Raw genomic sequence first — 18,692 nt, forward strand, 5'->3', positions numbered from 1 at the left:
TGAGCCATGAGTTTGAAAGCAGCAGGCAGACTGACCGTGGTGCTCGCCATCGTTGCCGGCCTGGGCGCTGCCGCGGCTGGTTCTGAATACGGTGGAAATGTCCGGGTGGGGTTCGTGCTCGTTGACGATGAAGGCAATCGAGGCGTAAATCAACCCACCTACAATCTCTATGAGGGACTGTCGTTGTCCCTGGAGAAGTTCCGGTATCAGTTCGACAACGGCACCCGCGTTTTCGGCACCCTGAAAAACCTGACCCTGAACAACCGCAATCTCTACGCCGGAATATCGCGCCCCGGGGTGTACGGGGTCACGGTCAGGAATGACCAGTACCGGCGCACGTACAGTTTTGAAGGCGATCGCTTCACCCGGCGGCGTCGCGGCGGGGCCGCGTTCTGGGTCGAGCCGCATCGATACGTCAGGTTGTTCGGAGGTATCGACCGCATCTGCAGGAAAGGCGACCTGGTTGAGCTGGCGGCCGCGAGCGGTGTCCCGGCAGCCCGCGGCATCGATTACGTGCAGACGCAGTTCAACGCCGGTTTCCGATTCCGGCAAGGGCGCAGGATGGCCCAGTTTGAGTACCGGGGATCGGACTTCAACGATGACACCAATGCTACGAACGACCGGCTGTCCAAGCGGCTCAGGGTGACGGCCGCGGCTCCGGTGCCGTCATACGAAAACGTGCTTCTCAACGTCGGCTTTCAGCATTACCGGAAGGAAATCACCGAGCGGCAGGATACGCTGACGGCTAATACGATCTGGGGCGGTGCCCGCTTTTACTACGGCGAGGGCTACAGCCTCCGCTACAGTTTTGCGTTTGACCGGGCGCGGCGGACCGGCGACCTCTCGGCCACCGACAATATCTCCCATGCCGTTTATGCCGGCAAAGTGTGGCCCCGTCAGGGCGGATTCTCCGCCGGATATCGCGTGGCCGTTAACGACGACGTGCGCGACGAGATCTCGACCAACGGGTACTCTTTTTCGGGGTGGTACAACGTCCTGCCGGAACTGACCGTCAAGGCCGGATACGGGGCCCAGAGCAGGAACGTCGAGGAAGGTCGTACGCTGACCGGCGACGAGGATTTTTCGCGCTACCGGGGGTCGCTGCGTTACCGGTTTGAATACGGCACCGCTCAGGTGCAGGTCGAGAACAGGAAGACGCAGAACGATGACATCGGCAGCAGCGCCGGGTTCATCAGGGCCGCGTCACAACTCACGCTGGTGTGGTCCCGGTACGGGCAGTTGCAGGCTGCGTACATGTACTACGACGGAGAGTGTGAAAACGCCGGCGGCAAGTTCAGTTTCAGCGAGCACGTGATCGACGGCGAAGTGCTGTCGACCTGGTACCGTCACCTGCAGGGCGGGATCGGCGGAACGTACCTGCGCAGCCGGCAGGATCTTGACGTCGAGAGCTACTCGGTGCGGTTCACGGCCAGGTTCACGTTCGCCGGCGATCACAAGCTGGAGGTCATCTACAGCGCTTTCAACTTCGATGATCTGGCTGATCCCTCACCCGTCTACACGCAGTATTACACGGCCAACGTAGTTGAGGTCAACCTGATCAAGGAACTCTGACAGACTCGGGCCGAACGGCCACGGGATAGACGCGAAGACAAGGGAAACGGGTTTTGAAAGAGAATAAGCACTGCCAAGGGAGGAAATAATGAGAGGAATCAAGCTGATGCTGCTGGCCCTCGCGGCACTTGCGCTTGTCTGGGCCGGGTGCGACCGGGAAATCACCGGCGACGTTCAACTGGCGGATACCGGTTCCACCGGCTGTTTCAGCTGTCACAGCGACAAGGACGTTGTGCTCAAGGTCGCCCAGGAACAGTACAAGCACTCGCAGCACGCCACCGGTGAGAACACCAATCGGAATCGCCTGTATTCGTCGAGCTACGGCAGTTGTGAAAAGTGCCACACCCATCAGGGGTTCGTGGCCGAAGTGACGGGTGAGGACGCCAGCGGTGACTACTTCACGCGGATCGATTGCTTCACCTGCCACCAGCCGCATTCCAGCGGGGCCTTCGGGCTGCGTCTCGAGGCCGCGGCGACGCTGGCCGACAAGGTGACGACGTACGATCGGGGTTCGTCCAATCTCTGTGCCGCCTGCCACCAGGGACGGCGCGACGCGGCGACCTACGTCGTTGACAGTGTCATGCTCACTTCCCGCTGGAGTCCCCACTACAGTGTCCAGAGTGACATGCTGCTCGGTGTCAACGCGTACGAGTATGACGGGTACGCTTACAGGAACTCCTGGCACAGCACCGGGGTCACGGAAGGCTGCGTGGAATGTCACATGCGGACCGCCTCCGTGCACGCCTCGGTCGGCGGCCATAGCTGGAACGTGGCCAACCACGAGCGCCATATTGAAAACCTGACCGGCTGCAACCGGGATGGTTGCCACGTGGACCCGCCCCTCGATTCGCTTAACCGGCTGGCCTTCGCCGACTACGACGGAGATACCGAAATAGAGACTGTGCGTGACGAAATCACCGGCTTGCTCGACAGCCTGAAGTTCCTGCTGCTTGACGCAGGCCTCGTGGACACGACCGATGAAGGTGAAGTAGAGCCAAAGGACTCGCTGATCGTTCCGGATGCCGACTCCGCCGGCGCCGTTTACAACTACCTGTTCGTCCTGGACGACGGCTCGATGGGTGTGCACAACACCAACTATGTTCTGGACCTTCTGCAATCGGCGATCAATTACATTGCAACCGGCGACCCGAGCGGCCTGCCTGCCAACAGGCGATCCTCCTTCGCGACTTCGCGTTAGCGCCCGGGACGCGCGTCTTTTCAGCCCCCTCCCCGGGAGGGGGTTTTTTCTTATGCGGCTGCGGATCTTGCGCTCGCCAGTCGCGTGACCAACCCCGTCGACGTCCTGTCACCAGCAACTGTGCTTGACAAAGTAACGCGGGCTGAGTAATTTCAATCAGCAACAGACTCTTTGCAATTATCATCGGAGGTTCACCATTCCGAGATCGCGTATCGGCGCGATCACTGATGGTTGAGCAATGACACCAGGGAGGAGCCTGGCTCGATTCCCAAGCTTCCCGTCCCGATTCCCGTAGGAGGTAAGTTCCATGTTTGCAGATCGGCGTGAGACGATCGTGAGCGGCTTGCTGCCGGCCGTTACACGCGGGGCCCGGTGGCTGTCGTGGGTTATGTGCCCAGTGACAGTTGTGCTGCTGGCAGGATGTTCGGATGACAAGACAACGGGACCGGAGCCTGATACGACCGCCCCGCACGTCGTTTCGTGCGTGCCGGTGGACGGGTCCCAGGGAGTGGCGCTGGACGCTAAGATCACGGTGACGTTTTCCGAGGCGGTGGCGGCCTCGAGCGTGGATACGAGCACGTTCAAGGTGAGCGACGTCACCGGGACGGTGAGTGTTGACGGCGCCGAGGCGACTTTTACGCCTGATGGCGGTCTGAGTGCCGGGACGGCGTACACGGTGACGTTGACGACCGGCATCAAAGACAAAGCGGGTAACCGGCTGGCCAGCGAGTATACATCGACGTTTACGACGGCGTTTGCGCCGCTGACGGTGGTGGCGATTGACCCGGTGAATCTAGCGACCAAGGTGCCGACGGACGTAACGATCACGGCGACCTTTTCAGTGCCGGTGCAGGTCACGACGGTGACGACCAGCACGTTTCTGGTCAGTGGCGTAACGGGGACGGTGGTGGCGGTCGGCAACGAGGCGATGTTCACGCCGGACGCTCTCCTGGAGCCCGGTACGGCGTACACGGTGGCGATTACGACGGACGTGACGGACACGGCGGGTCACGCCATGGTCAGCGAGTTTACATCGACCTTCGAAACAACAGCCTTGCCGCTGGCCGACGCCGGAGCGGATCAGGACGTGACGCTGGGCGAACAGGTGGTCCTTGACGGCAGCGGCAGCAGTGATCCTCGGGGGTTGGCGTTGACCTATGATTGGCGGCAGATATACGGTCCGGCGGTGGGGGACTTCACGGACGAGTCGCCGGAGTTCACGGCTCCTGATACGGTGAGCACGCTGGAGTTTGAGCTGGTGGTGAGCAACGGCACCGACGACAGCGAACCTGACACGGTCATGGTGTTTCTGCTGGAGGATCGAGACCGGGCGTTGTTTGTCAATGCGCAAACGGGCCTTGACGGCAACGCGGGGACACGGGACGAGCCGTTGGCGACGATCCAGGCGGCCATTGCGCAGGCGGCGGCTCTGACGCCGCCGGGCGACGTATACGCGACCGGGGGGATTTACTGGGGGAGTCTGACGCTGGCGACGAACGTGAGTGTGTACGGCGGATATAATGCGAGCACGTGGCGGCGAGACGTTGAGACGGTGGAAACAATAATCCGCGGTGAGCCGACCGCCGTTCGCGGCAAGGACGTGACTGCTCTGACGCTTGACGGACTGGTAATTCAGAGCGATCACGGGGCATCCGAGGGAGAGAGTTCGGTCGGGATCAATCTGAACAACAGTCAGAACATTGTCATTTCGCGCAACCGGATCGAAGCGGGCTCCGGGGCGGCGGGTTTGATCGGTGAAGGCGGAGCGCCAGGTACACCGGGCAATGCAGGCGGTGATGGCGACGACGCACATCCATTGGGGGATAATGCCTCCGGGGGCGCTGGCGGATCCTCGGCCATCGGGAGGTCCGGCGGGTCTGGAGGCTCCACCAGCGAGCTCGGCTCGTCGGACGGCGCCGCCGGTCAGGGACCGAGCGGTGGAGCCGGTGGGTCAGCTGGTATTGCAGGGGATGGCTCGCCGGGTGGCGCAGGAGGAGACGGCACCAACGGCGCTAATGGTGCCGGAGGTAGCGCTTTCGGCACGCTGAGTATGGGCGAGTGCGTGGCTTCGAATGGCCAGCCGGGCAGTGCCGGTGACCACGGCAGTGGTGGTGGTGGCGGCGGCGGTGGTAGTGGCGATGGATTCCAGGTGGGGGGTGGTGCCGGCGGCGGGGGTGGTGCCGGCGGACAAGGGGGAGGAGCAGGCCAAGGTGGCGGCGGCGGTGGCGGCTCCTTCGGATTGCTTATGACTAACTCTTCCTACGTTGTGCTGAATAGCAATGACATCACCACGACAAACGGCGCCTCGGGTGGCGCGAGTGGCAGCGGTGCTCCGGGCGCAGGCGGCGGCGCCGGCGGAAGCGGTGGTGACAAATATGAACTATACACGGGCAACGGCGGTAAGGGTGGTCCTGGAGGCAGCGGCGGCGCGGGCGCTCATGGCGGCGGCGGGGGCGGCGGTTCCTCATATGGCATCGTGCGTGATGCCGGGAGCCTTGTTGAAACCGCCGACAACACGTTTACCATCGGCAGTGCCGGCTCAGGCGGCGGCAGTTTCGGCAACCCGGGAGTGGCCGGTGAAAGGGGTGTCGAGAAAGTCGTCATGTAAGCTCCCGGCACCAGTGGAATAGAGTTTTTCAACCCGGGCCGAGGGCATCTCGCGCCCGGGTTTTGTTTTGCCTGCTTCGCCGGGGCTTGACATCGCGGACAACAGATACTAAGTTGTTGGCACAATCGACGCCCGGCGTTCGGGTAGCCAGAGATCAATCTTCTTAGTTACGCCGGTAAGAGGAATAACTCGCATCCAGCAGCATCGACGGAGGAACCCTCCCGTGCTGAGTGGATGCTAAAACTTATTTGTTATCAGAAGAGGAGCATGTCATGCTCACGGAACGTAATGAGATCATAGTAAGGCCGTGGCCGGGCCGGGTGCCGGTCGGCGGGCGGTGGTTGAATTATGTCGTCGCTCTTGCGGCCATAGCAGGCCTGGTGGTCGGCGGCTGTTCGGACGACAAAACAACGGGGCCGGAGCCCGATACGACCGCCCCCCGAGTGGTTTCGTGCGTGCCGGTGGACGGGTCCCAGGGAGTGGCGCTGGACGCTAAGATCACGGTGACGTTTTCCGAGGCGGTGGCGGCCTCGAGCGTGGATACGAGCACGTTCAAGGTGAGCGACGTCACCGGGACGGTGAGCGTGGACGGCGCCGAGGCGACTTTTACGCCTGACGCGGATTTGAGCGCCGGGACGGCGTACACGGTGACGTTGACGACCGGCATCAAAGACAAAGCGGGCAACGCGCTGGCGAGCGAGTATACATCGACGTTTACGACGGCGTTTGCGCCGCTGGCGGTGGTGGCGATTGACCCGATCAATGGCGCGACCAAGGCGCCGACGGACGTTACGGTCACGGCGACCTTTTCGGTGCCGGTGGATATCGCCACGGTGACGACCAGCACGTTTCTGGTCAGTGGCGCGACGGGGACGGTGGCGGCGGTCGGTAACGAGGCGACGTTCACGCCGGACGCTCTTTTGGAGCCGGGGACGGCGTACACGGTGACGATCACGACGGATGTGACGGATACGGCGGGTCACGCCATGGTCAGCGAGTTTACATCGACCTTCGAAACAACAGCCCTGCCGCTGGCCGACGCCGGGCCGGATCAGGACGTGACGCTGGGGGCGCAGGTGATCCTTGACGGCAGTGGCAGCAGTGATCCTCGGGGGTTGGCGTTGACCTATGATTGGCGGCAGATATACGGTCCGACGGCGGGAGATTTCACGGGTGAATCACCTGAGTTCACGGCCCCGGACACGGTGAGCACACTGCAATTCGAGCTGGTGGTGACTAACGGCACGGACGACAGCGAACCTGACACGGTAATGGTGTTTTTGCTGGAGGATATTGACCGGGCGTTGTTTGTCAATGCGCAGACGGGCCTTGACGGCAATGCGGGGACACGGGCCGAGCCGTTGGCGACGATCCAGGCGGCCATAGCGCAGGCGGCGGCGTTGACGCCGCCGGGCGACGTATACGCGACCGGGGGGATCTACTGGGGGAGTCTGACGTTAGCGACGAACGTGAGTGTGTACGGCGGGTATGATGCGAGCACGTGGCGGCGTGACGTGGGGACGATAGAGACGATAATCCGCGGTGAGCCGACGGCTGTTCGCGGCAAGGACGTGACCGGCCTGACGCTTGACGGCCTGGTGATCCAGAGCGATCACGCGGCGTCGGCCGGCGAGAGTTCGGTCGGGGTCAATTTGAATAACAGTCAGAATATTATCATTTCGCGCAACCGTATCCAGGCGGGATCCGGGGCGGCCGGTTTGACCGGTGAAGGCGGCGCGCCGGGCGTCCCGGGCAACGCCGGCGGGAACGGCAGCCAATGGGTAGGAAACGGGACAGCTCTTGGGGGTGCCAGCGGATCCTCAGATATAGCGCGTGCAGGCGGCGGCGGTGGTAATGGTACTATGAGTTCCGGCCAAGCCGGAGCCTCCGGCCAGGGACCGGATCCCGGTGCCGGCGGGTCTGCTAGCAAGTCGGGCGGCGCGGGAGGGGATGGCGCCAACGGCATTAATGGCGCCGGTGGAACTGCTTTCGGCACGCTGAGTACGGGCGAATACGTGCCTTCGGATGGCCAGCCGGGTACTGCCGGTGTTCACGGCAGTGGCGGTGGCGGGGGCGGTGGTGGTGGGGGAATAGGTTTTCCCTGTTACCGGTCCGGTGGCGGTGGTGGCGGGGGCGGCGCCGGCGGCCAGGGGGGTGGAGCAGGTCAGGGGGGCGGCGGCGGCGGCGGCTCCTTCGGGCTGCTGCTGACAAACAGTTCTTTCGCCGAGCTTGAAGGTAACAGCATAAGCACGGCCGGAGCCGGTCAGGGCGGTGCCGGCGGCAACGGTGCCCCCGGTGCAAGCGGCAGTGCGGGCGGAAAGGGTGGCGCCGGATCGACTTTATTTATTTGTAACACAGGCTCGGGCGGTACCGGTGGTCACGGAGGGGTCGGCGGCTCGGGCGCTCATGGCGGCGGCGGGGGCGGCGGCCCGTCATATGGCATCGTGCGGGATAAAGTGAGCCTGGTGGATATGTCCGGCAATTCATTCGCCATTGGCAATGCCGGTTCCGGCGGAGGCAGTTTCGGCAACCCGGGAGTGGCCGGTGAAAAGGGTGTCGAGGCAGTCGTCGACTAATCTTGCGGCACCAGTGATATTGAATCTTAAGACCCGGGCCGAGACAATCTCGCGCCCGGGTTTTGTTTTGCACCGGAGTGGTGCAACACGGATACCCGTGAATGTATTTCTCCCGGCACAAGCGGTCTGCGATGACGTTCTTTTACGGGAGAGTGCGGGCGTGATCGGCCGGACCGTCATGACATGCAGAAGGTGTTCATCGAGCAATGAGCGGACTTTCAAAAAAGCGACCTGTCGTCGACCCTCGGCGCGTGACAACGATTCGCTCCGGCGGGCCGGTCGACGGGCCGGTGCTCTACTGGATGGATCGCGATCAGCGCGCTCGCGACAACTGGGCGCTGCTGTTGGCGCAGGAACTGGCGCTCGAGGTTCGTCAGCCCCTGGCCGTAGCCATCTGCCCGGACCCGCAACTGGCCGCCGCCGCACCGCGTCAGTACGGTTTCATGCTGGAGGGGCTGCGGCAGTTGCAGGGAGAGCTGGCCCGGCTGAACATACCGCTTCTGTTTTTCTCCGGGCAGCCGGAGGAGCAACTCGCGCGGTTCACGGGCCGTCACGGCGTCGCGGCACTGGTCACCGACTTTTGCCCCCTTCGCCGCCACCGGGCGGCCGTCGCAGGGTTGGAGAAGCGGGCTGGCATACCGGTTTACGAAGTCGATGCACATAATATCGTCCCCTGCCGGGTGGCCTCGCCGAAGCTGGAATACGCCGCCTATACGCTGCGTCCCAAGATCACGAGGCTGTTGCCGCAGTTCCTGACGGAATTCCCGCGTGTCCGGAAACATCCATGGTCGTGGGATGAAGCTGAACCGGGCGCAAGGTTGCCTTCATCGGCGAAATACCCCGTCCCGCCCTCGCTCAGGCCCGGGGCCGTCGAGGCGCGCAAAGGGCTGAGAGCGTTTCTGTCGAAGCGGCTGGCGACTTATTACGATACCCGTAATGATCCGACTGCGCAGTCGCAATCGCAGCTTTCGCCGTACCTTCATTTCGGTCAGATTTCGGCCCAGCGGGTGGCGCTGGAAGTCCAGCGCGAGGACCGTAACATCAAGTCGCAGGAGGCGTTTCTCGAGGAGCTTATCGTGCGGCGGGAGCTTGCGGACAACTTCTGCCTGTACAATCCACACTACGATTCCTTCGAAGGCTTTCCCGACTGGGCGGGAAAAACGCTGCATGAGCACCGTTCCGATGCCCGGCCGCACCTGTACGGGCTGGAGGAGTTCGAGCGGGGACGGACGCACGACGACCTGTGGAACGCGGCGCAGATGCAAATGGTGCTGACCGGCAAGATGCACGGCTATATGCGCATGTACTGGGCCAAGAAGATACTCGAGTGGACAGCCTCGCCCGAGGAGGCTCTCGGTATCGCTATTCACCTGAACGACAGGTACGAGCTTGACGGCCATGACCCCAGCGGGTACGCCGGTATCGGCTGGAGCATCGGGGGAATTCATGACCGGCCGTGGTTTGAGCGTGATATTTTCGGCAAAATTCGTTATATGAGTTATGGCGGCTGCAAGCGTAAATTCGACGTGCGCGGCTACATCGCCGAGATCGCTAAACTCGCTGGGAGGTAGGAGCATGAAGATTTATAGCATCAGACGGGAACAGTTTGTGCAACGGTCGCTTGACGACGTTTTCAGGATGTTCGAACGGCCGGAAGACCTGTCGCTTATCACACCCCCGTCAATGGACTTCATCCTCCTGTCGCCGCGTCCGATCGAGAAGAAGGCCGGGACACTGATGGATTTTGCCGTGCGCGTTTTCGGGGTACGGTTTCACTGGATGGCCATGATAACGGACTACCAGCGGCCGTACCGGTTCGTGGACGTTCAGATCAAGGGCCCGTATACGTTCTGGCATCACACCCACCTGTTCGATGAATCGGAGAAGGGCACCAACATCGTCGACGAGGTTCGGTACGTTCTTCCTTTCGGCATCCTCGGGCGACTGCTGCATGCCCTCCTGGTGAGGCGGCGGATTGAGAGGATTTTCGACTACCGGGCCAAGGTGATTGCTCGCAATTTTGCGCTGCAGAGCGATCAGGCCGCCGCACCCGACTGTGCGGCCGTCGGCGGCATTAGCCGGTGAGGCAGCATATGAAAGCAGGGGTCAAAAAGTCGCTCGATGCACCCATCAGGGTCGGTATCAGCACCTGTTTGCTTGGCCAGAAGGTGCGGTTCGATGCCGGTCACAAACGGGACCGCTATATCACCGATATCCTGGGTGAGTATTTTCAGTTTGTGCCGGTCTGCCCGGAACTCGAAATCGGCATGGGTGTGCCGCGAGAGGCGGTCAGGCTGGTGGGAGATGTCGGGGCGCCACGGATGGTCGGCGGCAAGTCCGGGACCGACTGGACCTCGAAGATGGTGCAGTATTCCAGGACGCGCGTCGGCAGACCGGATATGTTCGGGATCAGCGGCTACATCCTGAAGAAGGACTCGCCGACGTGCGGAATGGCCCGGGTCAAAGTCTATCGTGAGTCCGGGATGCCCGAGAAAAAAGGCAAGGGTCTGTACGCTGGAATTCTCATGGAGCATCACCCCCTGCTGCCGGTCGAAGAGGAGGGACGGCTCAATGACGGCCGTATCCGGGAGAACTTCATCGAACGGGTTTTCACTTACCACCGCTGGCAGACGCTGGTCCGGGGCGGCCTGACCCGCGGCAAGCTGGTTCAGTTCCACACCGTGCACAAGTATCTGGTGCTGGCTCACAGCGCCAGCCATTACAAGCTGATGGGTCAACTGGTGGCACAGGTCAAGCAGTTGGGGCTGCCGAAGGCAAGGGACGGCTACGCGGCCCTCCTGATGGAGGCGCTGAGCGTTAAGACGACGGCCCGGAAAAACGTAAACGTCCTGCTGCACATACTGGGATTCCTCAAAGGCCTCATCGGCGCGCCGGAGAAGAAGGACATTCTGCTGGTCATCGAAGACTACCGGAACGAGCTTGTGCCCCTTGTAGTCCCGGTGACGCTGATCAGGCACTACGTGATCAAACACGGTGTAGAATACATCCGTGACCAGGTCTATCTCAATCCGCATCCTAAAGAGCTGATGCTGCGCAATCACGCCTGATTCACTCGTGGCCCGGAGACGGTCCGGCTTGTCCCGGAAATCGGACGCGTCCGCGGAGAATCCGGCGCTCCGGGTGGAAGTGAAACCGGACAAGATTTGAAGTCTTTGGCCGCAGTTTTTTGTTGAAGTCCCCAACACGGTTACTATACGCTTGTCTAGAAGAACATGGCATATGGATGCCGAGGCTCCGACACCGGCGGCCGGTGAGCTTCGGTAGCCGTCCGTGTTTGCCGTTTCCACCTTGCCAATACATCAGATAAGACGGACGACCAGAGCTTCCAGAGGCCCTCTGCCTGGCTGCCGGCGGGCCGTGCGCAACCGGTATCGGCCGGTTCGACCGGTCCGGACAGGGATCACGCCGGTTGTGGGGAAACGGAGATTTTCGCAGAGAAGACGAGAATTGATATTGAGCATTTACTGGTTGTTTGTTTCAAGCCCTTTAGACGTTTCGACGTTGTACTGTCGATCCAAGAGGAGGTACAGATGAAGACACTGGACATCATTGCCGAGGTTCTCCTGGTCATCGGGGGACTAAACTGGCTCCTGGTCGGGGTGTTCAATTTCGACGTGGTCGCCGCCATCTTCGGCCAGATGAGCATTATCAGTCGCATAATCTACATTCTGGTGGGGGTCAGCGCTCTGTATCAGCTGCTGCTCTGGAAAGCGATTCAGGCGCGCTGGACAAAGGCACCGGCCGCGGCCTGATCCCGACCGCCTCTACGGCCTTACCCGGCCCGGGAAGGGGCATATTGCGATAGCGGGTCCCGATTGCCCCTGATCGGACCTTCAACTCCCCTATGGTACGCCGGGGTCGACAGAGCCACAAACTGTCGGCCCCTATTTCTTTGCCCGGTAATCGGACGGGCGGACGGCTGAAGCCCGGAGGTCTGAGGGGATCGAATCGGTTGTCGGGGGGTAGTCGGCCTACGGAAGCTCTCGCGCCAGCTGCCGGATGTGTCCCTTCAGCGCCGTGCTATCGGCATCGTTCAGGCCGTCGTGGTAGCTTCGGATTCTGGCCAGGTGATCTACCAGGACAAAGGCGGTAGCATGGCCGCCCGGGAGGTCATCGGCGGCCAGCATGAAACCGTTCTCGGAGAGGCTCACGACCTGCTCCAGAGGTGCTCGCAGAAAAAGCCAGCGGCAGTCGGTCACTCCCTGGTTGTGCGCGTAGGCCTGGAGCGCCGCGATACTGTCACGCTCGGGATCGACGGAGATGGACACGAACTGAACCTTGTTTGAGCCTGCATACAGCCTGTAAAGTCCGGACATTTTCGAGGCCATGATCGGGCAGACCCCCGGGCAGCTGGTGAAGATGAAATCGACGACGCTCAGTCTGCCCATCATCTGCTCGCGGCCGAACGGCAGCCCGTCGTGGGCCGTAAACTCGAACTGCGGCACCCGGCCCAACACGGGGATCCGGGAGCGTGACCTGTTGGCCCCATCCACAACAAGGGCGGCCAGTGCGGCCAGGAGGATCGTCGCCACCACGACCAGGATGAGCATCTTTGGGTAAGTCCTGCGTTGTAGCATCTATCCCTCCGCTGCGTATCTGAGGGTCACGAACGAGATCAGGACGAGTCCGGCCAGAAGGCTCGCCATCCACAAGTGAAGCACCAGCGCGACCGCCGGGAGACCGACGGCGAAGAAAAGCAGGCCTGGGTTCCGGTCAGTCTGCCGCGCGGCAACGGCCTCCGGGCGCAAGTGCGGCTCATCAACGCATCTATCCTGCGCTCAAGATACTGGTTGAGAGCGTTGGCCGAGCCGCCGGCCAGAAAGAGGCCCAGGAGGAATAAGCCACACGGCCCCGGCCGACCGATCAGACTGCCTTCCATGACAAGTCCGGCCGCCCCGGACGTGAGAACAAGGACCATTATGGTCGGCTTAGTGAGTTCAACGAAACCTGAGATCAACTTCACTTCCGGCTCGTCTCGTGCGATCGGTCTGTGTTTCTCCGGGGATAATGCTTCCGCCCGTTCAAAATTGCGTGAGACGTAAACACGCGCAACTTCAAAATACGGATCGACCTTTTGAGTCCACCGGCGGCCGGTGTATCGCCGGTGACAGGCTGTCAGGTGGTACGGTCGCCGACAGGCGGTGTTGGCCGCCTGGCGGGAATCGTGGCCAATTACGGTCCGGCCGGTGGGCTTTTGCAGCTTGCGTTTTCTTACCTGCTGTGTATATTAGTATGTCGCACTTGCGCCCTAGACGTTTCAGCAGTTCAGTTTACACGCAAGGTTCTCATCGTACTGTCCGGTTGCTATCAAGCGGCGCACTCAGGGTCCTTGCATGTTTTATTCGAGCGGCACGGCAGGCCGCAGTCGACGCACCTTGACGGACTTCGGGAATCAGCATTCAGAAATCTGACGATATGACGCGCCGAACCCGGCCATTTTGAGCCGGTGGCGCAGAATCTCAAGCTTAGGGAGGTCTACTCCATGAAACGAGTGGTACTTGTGGTAGCGCTGTCGCTGGTGCTTGTGGCGGCGGCCGTGATGCAGGCCGTCGATGTGAATCCCGGCACACAGGACCGTGAGGTACAGTCCCTTGCGCTTCCGGCCGGAGCAAAGATTGCTGAGGTGTACCCGGCGGGTGTCGATCAGCAATTGCGGGCGCCGGCGGCCAACTGTGACGGTGAGTGGCATGGCCCGGCTGCCTACGCCATTTCGGGCTGGTTCTACGGCAACGAGTATTATGCGGTGTACCAGGACCCGGATGAAACGGGTTGCGTGAACACATACCCGTTTGAGGTTGAAGCCGTTCACTGGCTCGTGCGGAGTGCAGCCCCTGGCGCGCTTGTACTGACGATGCAGCCGATCATCTACACCGCTGACCTGACAGATCCCGAATGCCCCAAACCGGGTGTGGTTCAATGTCTTGGCTCGCAATTCACCGTAACTCTGCCTGAGCCGGGGCTTTGGGATGTGGGTGTGCCGATCTCGGATTGCTGTGTGAGCCGCCCGTATTTCGCCAGCATCTACTGCCCCGACCTCACCGGCCTAGACCTCCTGGACATTTTAACTGATGACGGCGCTGTCTCGCCGCCGGGCAGCCGCGTCTGCGCCAACTACTTCAACTCCGCGGGGAGCTGGGACGATCTTATCAGCCTGTACGGTTTTCCAGGCAATGTGAAGCTCTGGTCAGAGGGAACCAACTCTGATCTGAGCGATTGCGACACCTGCGCCATCGTGCTGGTGCCCGGCGTGGATCTCTGGGAGACCTCACGCGACGGCAGCATGATTCCCCCGAACGTATTTGCGAGTTACCCCGTCCCGGCGGACTTTTTCGGCCCGGGTTCTGACCCGTTTGACGGTGCCGTTGTGTGGGGCGGCGACCCGCTGCCAACCGACCCCCTTGGGGCCTTGCCGGATGTCGACGGGATTGTGGAGCGCAAGTCGGCAGCCTCGCTGCCCTCCGATGGCAGTTCAGACCAGGTGGGCATTGAAATCGTGGCACTGTCGCTCGTCAGCGTCGAGCCTATCACGGTTACGTACGACGGCGGCGTGGTTACGGAAGCGTGGAATGTTCGCGTCTGCCTCTCCCAAAATGCACAGACGGCCGGGATAATGGACCTGAGCCGCGAATGCTGCCTGGGCGGGAGTTTTGATGCCAGCCTGCCGATCCTGCCGAGATTTGTTTTCACGAATCTCTCGGGACCTGGCGAGAGGGTTCTCGATTTCGGGTTGGAAGGTATCGGCGCCGAGGTCTACAATACGGCAGACGGTCGCTGGTCGGCGAAGGTTCACCCGCCATACGGCCTCGCAACTTCGCCGGGTCTGGTGCAGATCGATCATGATTGCTACGGTCCTACAGCTGAGACGGTAATCGGCCAGAGCAGCAGGTTTCTCAGGTGCGAAGACGAGTCGTGCTTTCCGGATCCCTGCGCGCCACCCAGCCCGGATGCCATTGAGAAGGGTCTGGTATGGCTGGCGGGTCAGCAGAATGCGGACGGATCCTGGGGAATCACGGACAAAGTGGGCCGGACCGGCCTGGCGGTCCTGAAGTTCGAGCACTATGCACTTGAACAGGAAATTCCGCCGCTGGACCCCGGCTACGAATATTACCTGCAGGTTTCTGGCGGTCTGGACTACCTCTTCTCCGAAGCCTGCAAGATTCCCATCGGTCCCCAGCCAGCCGGCAACCCTGATTACGACGGTGACGGAGTCGGTGTCTTCTTCATCACCGGTTCCTGCGGCGTCATGACGCGCCGCAACTACGAGACGGGTATAGCGTTGATGGCGATAGCAGCCAGCGGCGAACCGGAGCAGGTCATAAACGTGCCGGTCAGCCCGGTTCACGGCTTGACGCACGTTCAGGTTGCTCAGGACGTGGTGGAGTATCTTGCGTTCGGTCAGAACGACGGCGGGTTCGAACGCGGAGGCTGGGGGTACTACGAGAATCACGTCGGCATGAGCACCAACTCCAACAGCGGCTTTGTAGTCAGCGGTCTCGCCTATGCGGAATCGTTCCTGACGGGTGCCGGTCTTGTTGTCCCGGACTTTGTAAAGACCGAGCTGGATATCTGGATTGCTTACATCCAATGCACAGTGTTTATGGGTCCGGATGACGGGGGTTCGGGTTACACGGCCCCCTGTGTCTGGGTCAACACGCTCAAGACCGGTAACCTGCTGGCGGAAATGGCATTCGCAGGCGATCTGGGCAGCCTCGAGCAGGAGAGAGCCGTGGCGTACATGGTACGCCACTGGTATGATCCGAACAACGATCCGGGATGGATAAACAACTACATGGCCATGTGGTGCATTATGAAGGGCCTGAAAGCCCAGCACCTTGACGCCATCGACGGGATCGACTGGTTCGAGGACATCTCCGGCTTTATCCTGGCTAACCAGTTGCCTGACGGATCCTGGCGTCCGGATCTGTGGGGCGATAACATACTGACCACGACGTGGGCTCTCCTGACCCTGGAGAAGGATTATCTGACGCCGAGTTGCTGTATCGGCCTGACGGGTAACATAGACTGCGATCCGGCTGAGGTCGTGGATATCGGGGACCTGACAGCGCTGATCCGTTACCTCTTCATCCCGCCCATTCCGACGCTGTGTTGCCCGGAGGAGGCCAATGTTGACGGTGATCTGGAAGGCATTATTGACATCGGTGACCTGACAGCGCTGATTGCCTACCTGTTCATCTCGCCTAATCCTGATCCGGCACCCTGCCTATGAGCAGAGTAGCCGCCATGGCGGCGAGCGGGATTTGAAATTAGTTTGTCTTGCGAGAAGGCCGGTCAACCCGACCGGCTTTCCGCTTTATGCGGGGATTGTCTAACCGGGGCAACAGTCGCCCGGGGAGCAGTTTGCGGCCGATGGCCCACCGATAGTGATGAGGTAGCCGGGCCGACCCGAGTCGCCCGTCACGTAATCGATATGCAGGCCTTCGTTGTCGGTGGCGAAGTCCCTGAGGAAGGGATCGACATAGGCCGTAACGCCGTTCGATTCGAGCGCCGCCAGACCGTCCACTGACTCCTCCAGAGCCAGACCGAGAACCGGCCCGTTTCAGCCATGCCCCCGATAATGGACGACAAGCTTTCGCCCTGAGGCCTCGTCCGAGTTAAGCACCTTCAGGAGGGCCTTGCCGGCCGTGTCAGTAATTATAAGCATAGTCCGGTCGTCCTTGGGTCTGCCAATGATCTATCACGAATATCACGAGCCAATATAACCTGCGCAGAGCGAAAAGCCGGGGAAATAATTGTCGGGCCTTCCGGCTGGGCATGTGCCCCGCGCGGCAGCCGCCAGCCGATCAGCAGCGAGCCCCCTGCCGAGGCTGTTTCGACAACAGCTATTGTGTTCAGGGGTAGCGGGTTAACGGTTTTTTCATAAAAAGCCTTTGCATCCTGAAACTTTGGGACATTATTATCGTAAATTAGTTTGTGCGACAGACCGATATGTCAGACAAATTTAGTAAAGAGGAAATATTCGATGGAATCAGCGGCTGATTTGAAGAAGCTCGAGCGTAAAGCCTACTTGTCGTACCTTCAGGATGGCATCTGGGACACGCTCTTCGGTCTCGGGATACTTTCGTTTGGCGTGCTGATGTTCCTGGACCTGTACTACCTGGTCGGGGCTGTAGTGGTAGTTCTCTGGGCCGTGGCGATTGGTGCGAAAAAGCGGTTTACTCAACCGAGGTTGGGCTACGTGCGATTCTCGCCCGAGCGGGAGGCGCTGGAGGGGCGTAACCGGACGGTGCTAATGGTCCTGCTGTGGGTTGCGGTGCTGCTCGGGGGCGCTCTCGCCTTGGCCTGGGGCACAAGTTCAGGTGTTCACAGATGGGCCCGGGCTGCCGGTCTGATGCCCATGGGCATCGTACTGGCTGGTCTCGTGGGCGCTGTCGGTCTGCTGTGGGGGATTCGTCGCTATGTCGTCTACGCGGTGATAATCCTGGTGGGCTTTGCAGGAGGGCACGTGCTTGACGTGCACCCCAAGTTCTACTTCACGGCAATCGGGGCCGTGATTCTGCTCACGGGTTTGATCATGATGGTTCAATTCCTGCGCAAGTACCCGAAGCCCAAGGGGGAGGAGTTCGCCGGTGAGCGACCGTGACGAAAGCCACCGGGGACCGGGGTCCGTGGCAGACATCAATCGGATAATCCACGAGCCGGCACGATTAGCCATACTGGCCTGCCTGTACGTCGTTGAGAGTGCGGATTTCCTTTTCCTGGAGCGCCAGACGGGCCTTACCCGGGGAAACCTGTCGTCGCACCTGAGCAGGCTGGAAAGCGCGGGCTATGTTCAGATAAGCAAGGAGTTCGTGGACAAGATACCGCGAACGTTGCTTCGTCTCACGGCCGTCGGACGAGATGCGTTCGAAACGTACCGGCGAAACATGAAACGGATTCTCGACGAGTTGCCCGGCTGATCGGTCAAGGCGCCGGCGGCCGCACGGACTTTGGGAAAGGGAGGACAACACGATGCAGGAGATGATTGGCCGCTGCGGATACAGGTGTGACCTGTGCGCCGCTCGCTCTGACGATCCGGCCGTCAGGCAAAAGCTGGTGGACGGATGGAGGAAATACTTCGGTCACCAGATGTACACCGTGGAGAACGTCCGGTGCGACGGATGTCTCAGCGACGGGAGACTTGCCGACAAAAGTTGTGACGTCAGGCCGTGCGTCATCGAGAAGGGCATTCCCAATTGCGCCCACTGCGATGAGTTCCCGTGTGACAAGGTCAAGGGGCTCATACTCAGTCAGGAGCGGCTCAAGGAGCGCTTTGGAGAGATTCCCGAGGAAGACTACAATCTCTGCATTAGGATGTTCGTCAGCGAGCCTCTCCTTCTGGAAATTCGCCGGGAACTGGGGAAAGGTTAACCATCCGGAGACCAGAGGTAGCGGTTCAGATCAATGGTATCGTCGAGGCTGAAGGTGATCCCCTCGTCCTGAAGCAGCGCCTTTTGCAACTCATATCCCCGTGACGGCTTTAGAGATATTTTTCCCAAGCGATTGATGACCCGGTGCCACGGGAGCTTGTCCTTGCTCGACGAACTGTGAAGCACCCTGACCACCTGTCGCGCGCCGCGAGGATTTCCAGCAAGGGTGGCAATCTGTCCGTACGAGGCTACCCTGCCACGGGGTATTGACTTTATGGCGGCCTTGACGCGCTCGTGGAAAGAGCTTTCTGGTTTCTTTTGCATACTCTACAGGGCCGGTCTTGTCGCTG

The 18,692-nt window shown here is 60.9% G+C and carries 15 protein-coding genes; 12 read left to right on the plus strand and 3 right to left on the minus strand.

From position 1 onward, the window contains the following. Positions 1 to 6: 6 nt before the first annotated feature. The 8 genes from VMY05_00750 (at position 7) to VMY05_00785 (ending at position 11,727) form a co-directional block, all read left to right on the plus strand. A complete protein-coding gene (locus VMY05_00750) occupies positions 7 to 1,572 on the plus strand; it encodes a hypothetical protein (GenBank protein HUV29605.1) in 1,566 nt (521 codons plus the stop codon). Between the two features lie 88 nt (positions 1,573 to 1,660). After that, entirely contained in the window at positions 1,661 to 2,770 is a 1,110-nt protein-coding gene (locus VMY05_00755) for a hypothetical protein (protein HUV29606.1), read from the plus strand. A 307-nt stretch (positions 2,771 to 3,077) separates the two neighbouring features. Further along, positions 3,078 to 5,378, plus strand: a complete 2,301-nt coding sequence (locus VMY05_00760) for an Ig-like domain-containing protein (protein ID HUV29607.1) — start codon at positions 3,078 to 3,080, stop codon at positions 5,376 to 5,378. A gap of 272 nt (positions 5,379 to 5,650) precedes the next feature. After that, positions 5,651 to 7,954 (plus strand): Ig-like domain-containing protein, encoded by a 2,304-nt coding sequence (locus tag VMY05_00765; GenBank protein ID HUV29608.1) that lies wholly within the window; start codon positions 5,651 to 5,653, stop codon positions 7,952 to 7,954. A 206-nt stretch (positions 7,955 to 8,160) separates the two neighbouring features. Then, positions 8,161 to 9,525 carry a deoxyribodipyrimidine photo-lyase gene (locus VMY05_00770; GenBank protein ID HUV29609.1) on the plus strand — a complete coding sequence of 455 codons (1,365 nt, stop codon included), beginning with the start codon at positions 8,161 to 8,163 and terminating at the stop codon, positions 9,523 to 9,525. A gap of 4 nt (positions 9,526 to 9,529) precedes the next feature. Continuing rightward, entirely contained in the window at positions 9,530 to 10,039 is a 510-nt protein-coding gene (locus VMY05_00775; GenBank protein ID HUV29610.1) for an SRPBCC family protein, read from the plus strand. Between the two features lie 8 nt (positions 10,040 to 10,047). Next, positions 10,048 to 11,022, plus strand: coding sequence for a DUF523 and DUF1722 domain-containing protein (locus VMY05_00780; protein ID HUV29611.1), 975 nt, complete (start codon positions 10,048 to 10,050; stop codon positions 11,020 to 11,022). 483 nt (positions 11,023 to 11,505) lie between these two features. Then, positions 11,506 to 11,727 (plus strand): DUF378 domain-containing protein, encoded by a 222-nt coding sequence (locus VMY05_00785; protein ID HUV29612.1) that lies wholly within the window; start codon positions 11,506 to 11,508, stop codon positions 11,725 to 11,727. Between the two features lie 219 nt (positions 11,728 to 11,946). Here the strand turns inward: VMY05_00785 and VMY05_00790 are convergent, their stop codons facing one another. Beyond that, positions 11,947 to 12,552: an SCO family protein gene (locus VMY05_00790; protein ID HUV29613.1), complete on the minus strand. Its 606-nt coding sequence runs from the start codon at positions 12,550 to 12,552 to the stop codon at positions 11,947 to 11,949. Between the two features lie 905 nt (positions 12,553 to 13,457). Between VMY05_00790 and VMY05_00795 the strand changes: the two genes are divergently transcribed. After that, positions 13,458 to 16,202 carry a prenyltransferase/squalene oxidase repeat-containing protein gene (locus VMY05_00795; GenBank protein HUV29614.1) on the plus strand — a complete coding sequence of 915 codons (2,745 nt, stop codon included), beginning with the start codon at positions 13,458 to 13,460 and terminating at the stop codon, positions 16,200 to 16,202. Positions 16,203 to 16,301: 99 nt separating this feature from the next. Here the strand turns inward: VMY05_00795 and VMY05_00800 are convergent, their stop codons facing one another. After that, positions 16,302 to 16,496, minus strand: a complete 195-nt coding sequence (locus VMY05_00800; GenBank protein HUV29615.1) for a hypothetical protein — start codon at positions 16,494 to 16,496, stop codon at positions 16,302 to 16,304. A gap of 459 nt (positions 16,497 to 16,955) precedes the next feature. On the opposite strand from VMY05_00800, the gene VMY05_00805 reads away from it, so the two are divergent. The 3 genes from VMY05_00805 to VMY05_00815 are packed head-to-tail and all read left to right on the plus strand — an operon-like array spanning position 16,956 to position 18,343. Beyond that, the gene (locus tag VMY05_00805; protein ID HUV29616.1) at positions 16,956 to 17,576 is read left to right on the plus strand and encodes a hypothetical protein; all 621 of its coding nucleotides are present in this window, start codon (positions 16,956 to 16,958) and stop codon (positions 17,574 to 17,576) included. Further along, on the plus strand, positions 17,563 to 17,892 hold the full coding sequence (locus VMY05_00810) for a transcriptional regulator (protein ID HUV29617.1): 330 nt from the start codon (positions 17,563 to 17,565) through the stop codon (positions 17,890 to 17,892). Before VMY05_00805 ends, VMY05_00810 begins: the two co-directional genes overlap by 14 nt. 52 nt (positions 17,893 to 17,944) lie before the next feature. After that, positions 17,945 to 18,343, plus strand: a complete 399-nt coding sequence (locus VMY05_00815; protein ID HUV29618.1) for a DUF3795 domain-containing protein — start codon at positions 17,945 to 17,947, stop codon at positions 18,341 to 18,343. On the opposite strand, the gene VMY05_00820 is transcribed toward VMY05_00815, so the two are convergent. After that, complete coding sequence (locus tag VMY05_00820) at positions 18,340 to 18,666, minus strand: MGMT family protein (protein HUV29619.1); 327 nt, start codon at positions 18,664 to 18,666, stop codon at positions 18,340 to 18,342. The two genes, VMY05_00815 and VMY05_00820, sit on opposite strands and share 4 nt — an antisense overlap. Positions 18,667 to 18,692: the final 26 nt, after the last annotated feature.

This window comes from Acidobacteriota bacterium (genome assembly GCA_035529075.1).
Classification (GTDB): domain Bacteria; phylum Zixibacteria; class MSB-5A5; order GN15; family FEB-12; genus DATKXK01.